General features: G+C 43.0%; 9 protein-coding genes and 2 pseudogenes. 7 read left to right on the plus strand and 4 right to left on the minus strand.

Annotated features, from left to right (window positions below; genetic code table 11):
- From ACP45E_RS07535 to ACP45E_RS07550, 4 genes and pseudogenes are all read right to left on the minus strand, one after another.
- Positions 1-485, minus strand: a pseudogene (locus ACP45E_RS07535) (AmpG family muropeptide MFS transporter); the annotation flags it as partial.
- Between the two features lie 47 nt (positions 486-532).
- Complete coding sequence (locus ACP45E_RS07540) at positions 533-1078, minus strand: peptidylprolyl isomerase (protein WP_017035028.1); 546 nt, start codon at positions 1076-1078, stop codon at positions 533-535.
- Positions 1078-1647, minus strand: coding sequence for a YajG family lipoprotein (locus ACP45E_RS07545; protein WP_017035029.1), 570 nt, complete (start codon positions 1645-1647; stop codon positions 1078-1080). Before ACP45E_RS07545 ends, ACP45E_RS07540 begins: the two co-directional genes overlap by 1 nt.
- Positions 1648-1707: 60 nt before the next feature.
- Positions 1708-2838 (minus strand): methyltransferase, encoded by a 1131-nt coding sequence (locus ACP45E_RS07550; protein WP_026026619.1) that lies wholly within the window; start codon positions 2836-2838, stop codon positions 1708-1710.
- Positions 2839-3014: 176 nt separating this feature from the next.
- On the opposite strand from ACP45E_RS07550, the gene ACP45E_RS07555 reads away from it, so the two are divergent.
- The 7 genes and pseudogenes from ACP45E_RS07555 to ACP45E_RS07585 form a co-directional block, all read left to right on the plus strand.
- Complete coding sequence (locus ACP45E_RS07555; RefSeq protein ID WP_017035031.1) at positions 3015-3326, plus strand: BolA family protein; 312 nt, start codon at positions 3015-3017, stop codon at positions 3324-3326.
- Between the two features lie 442 nt (positions 3327-3768).
- Positions 3769-5109, plus strand: coding sequence for a Na(+)-translocating NADH-quinone reductase subunit A (locus ACP45E_RS07560; protein WP_017035032.1), 1341 nt, complete (start codon positions 3769-3771; stop codon positions 5107-5109).
- 4 nt (positions 5110-5113) lie between these two features.
- Positions 5114-6355, plus strand: coding sequence for an NADH:ubiquinone reductase (Na(+)-transporting) subunit B (locus ACP45E_RS07565; RefSeq protein ID WP_017035033.1), 1242 nt, complete (start codon positions 5114-5116; stop codon positions 6353-6355).
- A complete protein-coding gene (locus ACP45E_RS07570; RefSeq protein WP_017035034.1) occupies positions 6345-7112 on the plus strand; it encodes a Na(+)-translocating NADH-quinone reductase subunit C in 768 nt (255 codons plus the stop codon). The genes ACP45E_RS07565 and ACP45E_RS07570 overlap by 11 nt, the downstream gene beginning before the upstream one ends.
- Positions 7112-7744, plus strand: coding sequence for an NADH:ubiquinone reductase (Na(+)-transporting) subunit D (locus ACP45E_RS07575; RefSeq protein WP_017035035.1), 633 nt, complete (start codon positions 7112-7114; stop codon positions 7742-7744). Before ACP45E_RS07570 ends, ACP45E_RS07575 begins: the two co-directional genes overlap by 1 nt.
- Before the next feature lie 7 nt (positions 7745-7751).
- On the plus strand, positions 7752-8348 hold the full coding sequence (gene nqrE, locus ACP45E_RS07580) for an NADH:ubiquinone reductase (Na(+)-transporting) subunit E (RefSeq protein WP_017035036.1): 597 nt from the start codon (positions 7752-7754) through the stop codon (positions 8346-8348).
- Positions 8349-8382: 34 nt separating this feature from the next.
- Positions 8383-8612, plus strand: a pseudogene (locus ACP45E_RS07585) (NADH:ubiquinone reductase (Na(+)-transporting) subunit F); the annotation flags it as partial.

The raw sequence follows: 8612 nt of genomic DNA on the forward strand, positions 1-8612 counted from the left end.
ATTGCAGACGCTTGAGGCAGCTTATTGGATTCAGATTTTGGAAAGGTATCGATACGAAACGCATCAATGGCAATATCTTGTGTCGCTGACGCCGTTGCAATCCCTAACGCAAGCATTGAAGTGAACATCAGATCATCTGCAGGGTTTACTCCTGCGATAAAAAGCGTGAGCACTAAAACGATCGACTGACAAAGAAAGATCCAACTGCGTCGTTGGCCTAATATTGCGTGTAAAACTGGCAGCTTGACGCGATCCACTAAAGGCGCCCACAAGAAGTTAATGGCGTAGACTGCGAAAACACTACCAAAGTAGCCAATAGCAGAACGCGTTAAACCTGCATCTTTTAACCAGCCTGACATATTCGAGCCAATCAAAACCCATGGGAAGCCGCTTGAACAACCCAGCATAAATACCCACATGAGTCGCCTGTCGAAATAGCTGCGTAAGGTTTCTTGCCAAGTTAGTGACTGGTTATCAAGTGGCATAAACAAATCCTTGTAGAAAAGGCTCTAATGATTAGAGCCTTCTATGATTATTTTAAAAGGGTAACGTTAGTTATCACGATAGGATCAACGGGAATATCTTGCATACGACCCATTGTTTTAGTGGGTTTAGTCGCCATAGTTTCAACGACTTCAAATCCTTGAGTGACTTTGCCAAAAACTGCATAACCAGCTTGTGTTGCACTCATATTTAGGAAGTGATTATCCGTCAGGTTAATGAAGAATTGTCGAGTGGCAGAATGAGGGTCAGACGTTCGAGCCATCGCAATGGTCGCGGTTTTATTTTCAAGACCGTTTGAGGCTTCGTTACGAATTTGAGCATAGGTACCAAGGCGACCCATATTTTTGTCAAAGCCACCACCTTGGGCCATGAAACCAGGAATCACCCGATGGAAAATCGTACCGACATAGCTGCCATCTTCGACATACTTCAAGAAGTTATCAACCGAGATAGGGGCTTGCTCTTGATTTAACTCAATGGTGAATGGACCAAGGTTAGTTTCTATTAGGACTTTTGGTGCAGCGAATACGCTACAGCTAAAAATGACAAGAGAAGCAACTAGAGCGCGAATCATTAAAATCTCTCCTGCATGTAGGTTTTCAGCTCCGCATCATTAGCGACTTCTTTTAACACTAAGTTCATGATGTCATTGAGAACGACTTCAATTTCTTCATTTGAAGCACTTAACATACCTGAGCGAGAACCATTACCTTTGTAGGTTTTGACCAGTTTTCCTTTGGGTGTTTCAGCCGTGACTTCAATGGTGACGTTACCATCAATTTCGTTTTCCATGACAGAATGCTTAATCGTCACAAGTGCTTCTTGAATTTCCACTTCAACCCGGTTTTCGCTATTCACGGTGTTCTGAAAACCTTGTGATGCAAACTGCTCAGCAAACACATTTTCGAGAGCGATTCGGACATTTTGACGAGCGTGAATCGGTTCAATATTAGAGCGTCCACTGTCCACCAGGGCCACATATTGTGCAGAGCGAATATCTTTACTTGTTAAGGTATACGTTGCCCCCTGTACAAGATCGCTGCTACTTAGTGCGGCTTTAGGCGTAAAGTTAATCTGTTCTTGCTGAGGAGCAGAACATGCTGCGAGTAAAGCCACTGAAGCTGCTAGAACCAGTTTTCTCATGGTGTATTCCTTTATTATTTCTCAATTCGAGTTGAATTAACTTTTAATGATAATAGTGAACTATTTAGTTGCTTGTAAAATAACAAATTTTTTATTTGAAGCGATAACCTTTACTTGGGGCTTACTAAACAATCGAGATAACTTACCATCGTAGCCGAGGTGTCGGTTTCCGATAACTATTAATTGACCACCTTTAGCAAGAACATGCTTTGCATCACAGAACATCTGCCAGGCGATATGATCGGTGATCGCTTGTTGTTGGTGAAACGGTGGGTTACACAAGATCAATGACGCTTCTTCCCCTTGATAGTTATCCAGACAATTGTTCGCAATACACTGAATATTGTCGTCGTTATCAAGGTTGTATTTAAGGTTATGGCGTGCAGATTCAACCGCCATATAACTCTCATCGATACTGGTGATTTTAGCTTGAGGATTCAGTCTTGCCGCTGCCACAGAAAGAACCCCATTCCCACAACCTAAATCGATAATGTGTTGATAATTGGGGTCGCTTGGTATGTGTTGCAACATGAATCGAGCACCGAGATCAAGAGCTTCGCCTGAATACACATTCGGCAGGTTACCGAGTGTCATGCCGTGCCCCTCTACATCCCAGGTAGTCAATGGCTCTACGTTTTGAATCGGTATGCAATTAGCGTGAGAAAAAACAAGCCGATGCTTCTTCCATGCCAGTGATGTGCTCGTCGAACCAAGGTGCTTTTCAAAAATCTTCAATGTAGAAGAGTGGATTTCTTTGGCTTTATTCACCGCGATAACGGGAACATCGCTTGAAATGTGCTCTCTTAGTTTAGTCAGTTGCCATGTTAAATAGCGATTATTACGAGGTAGTTGAATCAGCACCAAATCAATGTTGCTAGGAAGTGGTTCGGTACTTTTTAATCGCGTTATTTCGGGGCAATGATTGATTTGAAGGTTGTGAGCAATGCCTTGATGAGCAACCCATGAATCACTCATCACAGTTACGTGATGGTCTTGACTAAACCAGCATGACAGCGCACCGAAATGATCATTAAGTATGAGTATGTTTTTGCCTTTCGCTAGTGCCATCTCTTCAATGTGGTTGATGAGGTATTCGTCGCCCGCATCCCAAGCCTGAAGTGTTTCATTACTGTGTATAGGAAAGCGAGAAAGCGTTAAAGAGCGTTCATGCAGAGTCAATTCTGTTTTCATAATCAGCATTTTAGTCGTTATATTTCTGGGACCTATTGTCGCAAATAGGACGCAAACAGGAAACTAAAACCTTTTCCCTACGAGTCTAGAGCGTTACCATGTGGCACCGAGTCATTCGACTTATAGTATAGTCTCTATCTTCATAGGGTTAAGTCATACCGATGTAAGGAATACCGATGCTTAAAGAATCATTAGAAAAAAAGCTCGCTGAAACATTCAGCCCAGTATTTGCAGAAGTTGTGAATGAAAGCTACATGCACAATGTGCCTAAAGGATCTGAAAGTCATTTCAAAGTGACTATTGTAAGTGAAGATTTTGAAGGTCAGCGTCTGATTACTCGTCATAGAGCAGTAAACGCCCTGTTTGCCGAAGAGCTAAACACTCAAATTCATGCTCTGGCTATTCATACATACAGCCCAAGTGAGTGGGATAAAGAGCATCAATCAAGCCCTGACAGCCCGATGTGCATGGGTGGAAACAAGAAATAGAGCGAAACTCACAATAACCGAGTGATCGAACATCGTTCTTTTTATGTATAAAAAAGAAGGCGAGGTTTAACACTGTGACAACAAATTAACGGGTTTGAAAGGGAGTAACTAAATGTTAACGAATATGAATGGTAAAGCACCTAAAAGGGGGTGGATAGCGTAATTCTTGCTCTTCTATCGCAAGATTAGGAGACATAGATCCCTTTACCATTCAAAACCCGCGAAATAAAATCACTAATCAAGTTATTGGTCATGGAATCGAGTTTCGAAAAAATGTTACACTAATGTACTTAGTAAAGCTCAGCGCAGTTCTGTGATGAGTGTATTAATAGGATGTTGCGATTCTGGTCTTTGGAATGTAGCCAGAACCGGACACATATGTCGTGTCTAAAAGTTACGCAATTATAAGAATCTTTTTCCCGATAAAGTAGTGCAAGTGCGTATGATTACAATAAAAAAGGGTTTGGACCTGCCGATCGCAGGAGCTCCATCCCAGGTGATTAATGATGGTAAAACCATCAGTAAAGTCGCCTTGCTTGGCGAAGAGTATGTTGGCATGCGTCCTACGATGCATGTTCGCGTAGGCGATGAAGTAAAGAAAGCTCAAATTCTTTTTGAAGATAAAAAGAACCCAGGCGTTAAATTCACTTCACCAGCAAGCGGTAAAGTCATCGAGGTTAACCGTGGTGCAAAACGTGTCCTACAATCCGTTGTGATTGAAGTGGCAGGTGATGAACAGGTTACTTTTGATAAGTTTGAAGCCAATCAACTAGCTGGTTTAGGTCGTGAAGCGATCAAAACTCAGTTGGTAGATTCCGGTCTTTGGACAGCTTTACGTACTCGACCGTTTAGCAAGGTTCCAGCAATCAAGTCTACAACTCAGGCTATTTTTGTAACGGCAATGGACACCAACCCATTGGCGGCAAATCCTGAAATTATTATCAATGAGCAGCCTGAAGCGTTCATTGCAGGGCTTGATATTCTTTCAAATCTGACAGATGGCAGCGTGTATGTTTGTAAGGCAGGAACAAGTCTTCCTCGCTCTTCTCAATCAAACGTCGCTGAGCATGTTTTTGATGGACCTCACCCTTCTGGGTTAGTGGGAACTCACATGCATCATCTATTTCCAGTGAATTCTGAAAATGTTGCGTGGAGTATTAACTACCAAGACGTGATTGCGTTTGGTCAGTTATTCCTAACTGGTGAGCTATACACTGATCGTGTTGTTTCTCTCGCTGGTCCAGTGGTGAATAATCCACGCCTTATTCGCACCATTCTTGGTGCAAACGTTCAAGAATTGGCGGATAACGAGCTAATCCCAGGAGAAGTCCGAGTTATTTCTGGCTCTGTACTTTCTGGTACACATGCGACAGGTCCGCACGGGTATTTAGGACGTTACCACGTTCAAGTATCTGCATTGCGTGAAGGTCGAGAAAAGGATCTGTTTGGTTGGGCTATGCCTGGCAAAAATAAATTCTCTGTGACTCGTGCTTTCTTAGGACACTTCTTTAAGGGTCAGTTGTTTAATATGACAACAACGACCAATGGTAGTGACCGTTCAATGGTGCCTATCGGTAATTATGAAAAAGTATTACCACTAGATATGGAACCAACATTGCTGCTTCGTGACCTTTGTGCAGGCGACATCGATAGCGCTCAGCGCCTTGGTGCACTTGAGCTTGATGAAGAAGATTTAGCATTGTGTAGCTTTGTATGTCCAGGTAAGTACGAGTACGGTCAACTGCTCCGAGAGTGCCTAGACAAGATTGAGAAGGAAGGCTAATCCCATGCTTAAGAAGTTTCTTGAAGACATCGAGCATCATTTTGAGCCTGGTGGTAAACATGAGAAATGGTTTGCCTTGTATGAAGCAGCGGCAACTCTGTTTTACACCCCAGGTCTAGTAACAAAGCGTAGCTCGCATGTTCGTGATAGCGTTGATTTAAAACGTATCATGATCATGGTGTGGTTCGCAGTATTCCCAGCAATGTTCTGGGGTATGTATAACGCTGGTGGTCAAGCGATCGCAGCCCTTAACCATATGTATTCTGGCGCAGAACTTGCGGCAGTCATCAGTGGTAACTGGCACTACTGGCTTACAGAGATGGTTGGCGGCACAATAAGTGCTGAAGCCGGTTGGGGCAGCAAAATGCTCCTTGGTGCAACCTACTTCTTACCTATCTACGCTACGGTCTTTATCGTAGGTGGATTTTGGGAAGTGCTCTTCTGTATGGTGCGTAAGCATGAAGTTAACGAAGGTTTCTTTGTTACCTCTATTCTATTTGCACTCATCGTTCCACCAACACTGCCTCTATGGCAAGCAGCACTAGGTATTACCTTTGGTGTTGTTGTCGCTAAAGAGATCTTTGGTGGTACGGGTCGTAACTTCCTTAACCCTGCTTTGGCCGGTCGTGCATTCTTGTTTTTTGCATACCCTGCTCAAATATCGGGTGATGTCGTTTGGACTGCTGCAGATGGTTTCTCTGGTGCGACAGCTCTTAGCCAATGGGCTCAAGGTGGCGAAGGCGCACTAGTAAACATGGTGACTGGCGACACAATCACTTGGATGGATGCCTTCATTGGTAACATTCCAGGATCGATTGGTGAAGTGTCTACCTTAGCATTGATGATTGGTGCTGCTATGATCGTTTACATGGGGATTGCCTCATGGAGAATCATTGGTGGTGTGATGATCGGCATGGTTGCTGTGTCGACATTGTTCAATGTCATTGGTTCAGATACTAACGTCTTATTTAGCATGCCGTGGCACTGGCACCTTGTTTTAGGTGGCTTCGCATTTGGTATGTTCTTTATGGCAACCGATCCCGTTTCTGCATCATTTACCGACAACGGTAAGTGGGCATACGGTATTTTGATTGGTGCGATGTGTGTCATGATCAGGGTTGTGAATCCAGCTTACCCAGAGGGTATGATGCTAGCGATTCTATTTGCAAACCTATTTGCACCATTGTTCGATCACGTAGTTGTTGAGAAGAACATTAAGCGGAGGTTAGCGCGTTATGGCAAGTAATAACGATAGTATTAAAAAGACGCTGTTTGTTGTTATCGCATTAAGCTTAGTATGTTCAATCATTGTATCTGTTGCAGCGGTTGGTTTACGAGACAAGCAACAAGCTAACGCAGTTCTTGATAAGCAGACTAAAATCGTTGAAGTTGCAGGTATTTCTGGTGATGCATCTATCCCTGAACTGTTTGCACAAAACATCGAACCACGATTGGTCGACTTTGCCACTGGCGAATACGTTGATGGCGATGCAGGAGCTTACGATCAACGTAAAGCGGCTAAAGATCCAGAAGTATCAGTTCGATTGGCAGCAGAAGATGACAAAGCGAAAATCATTCGCCGTGCTAATACGGGTGTTGTTTACCTAGTAAAAGATGGCAATGACTTTTCTAAAGTTATCATTCCTGTTCACGGTAATGGCTTGTGGTCGATGATGTATGCGTTCGTTGCAATTGAAACTGATGGCAACACAATAGCGGGTGTTACTTACTACGAGCAAGGTGAAACTCCTGGGCTTGGTGGTGAAGTTGAAAACCCAAATTGGCGCGCTCAGTTTACCGGTAAGAAACTTTTCGATGAAAACGATAAGCCAGCCATTCAAGTTGTTAAAGGTGGCGCACCTGCTGGATCTGAACACGGTGTTGATGGTCTTTCTGGTGCAACGTTAACGAGCGTTGGCGTACAAAACACATTTGACTTTTGGTTAGGTGAGAAGGGCTTTGGCCCGTTCCTCGCTAAAGTCCGTGATGGAGGCCTAAACTAATGTCTACAGTAAAAGATGTTAAAAAGAGTGTTTTAGCGCCGGTATTGAATAACAACCCAATTGCTCTTCAAGTTCTTGGTGTGTGTTCCGCTCTGGCTGTAACCACTAAACTAGAAACTGCGTTCGTTATGACAATTGCTGTAATGTTTGTTACTGCATTTTCTAACTTCTTTGTTTCTGTTATCCGTAATCATATTCCGAATAGTGTACGTATCATCGTACAAATGGCGATCATCGCTTCTTTAGTTATTGTTGTAGACCAAGTATTAAAAGCTTACCTCTACGATATTTCTAAGCAGCTTTCGGTATTTGTTGGCTTGATTATTACTAACTGTATTGTAATGGGCCGTGCTGAAGCGTTTGCGATGAAATCAGAGCCTATTCCATCGTTCATCGATGGTATTGGTAATGGTCTAGGCTACGGTTTTGTGTTGCTGACTGTTGCTTTCTTCCGAGAGCTTCTAGGTTCGGGCAAACTATTTGGTATGGAAGTGCTTCCTCTTGTAAGTAACGGTGGTTGGTATCAGCCAAATGGCATGATGCTATTGGCACCTTCTGCGTTCTTCCTGATTGGTTTTATGATTTGGGCTATTCGTATCATTCGACCTGATCAAATAGAAGCGAAGGAGTAAGGTAGCTATGGAACATTATATTAGTCTTCTCGTTAAATCGATTTTTGTCGAGAATATGGCGCTTTCTTTTTTCCTAGGGATGTGTACTTTCTTAGCGGTCTCAAAGAAAGTAAAAACCTCTTTTGGTCTTGGTGTCGCAGTTGTTGTTGTACTGACTATCGCCGTTCCTGTAAATAACCTTGTTTACACGAATATTCTTAAAGAGAATGCGTTAGTTGAAGGTGTCGACCTTAGTTTTCTTAACTACATTGCATTCATCGGTGTTATCGCAGCACTTGTACAAATTCTAGAGATGGTTCTGGATCGTTTCTTCCCGCCTTTGTACAACGCGCTTGGTATTTTCCTTCCATTGATTACGGTTAACTGTGCAATCTTTGGTGGTGTATCTTTCATGGTAACTCGTGATTACAACTTTGCTGAATCTGTCGTCTATGGCTTTGGATCCGGTGTAGGTTGGATGTTGGCAATTGTCGCATTAGCGGGTATTCGTGAGAAGATGAAGTACTCTGATGTGCCTCCAGGTTTACGTGGTTTAGGTATTACCTTTATCAGTGTAGGTTTGATGGCTCTAGGCTTTATGTCTTTCTCTGGTGTTCAACTGTAGGTCGGGTAAACGACACAATTTTTAAGGAATAGTCATGCAAGTTATTATCCTTGGTGTGGTGATGTTTACCCTGATTGTACTCGCTTTGGTTTTAATTATTTTATTTGCCAAATCAAAGCTTGTACCAACAGGTGACGTTACTATCTCCGTAAATGGTGATCCTGAGAAGAGTTTTATTACTTCTCCTGGTGACAAACTACTAAGTGCAATGGCAGGCAGTGGTATCTTCGTATCTTCTGCTTGTGGTGAGATCGGAAGAGCGGT

Origin of the sequence: Vibrio genomosp. F10 str. 9ZD137, assembly GCF_049974785.1 — a bacterium.
Classification (GTDB): Bacteria; Pseudomonadota; Gammaproteobacteria; order Enterobacterales; family Vibrionaceae; genus Vibrio.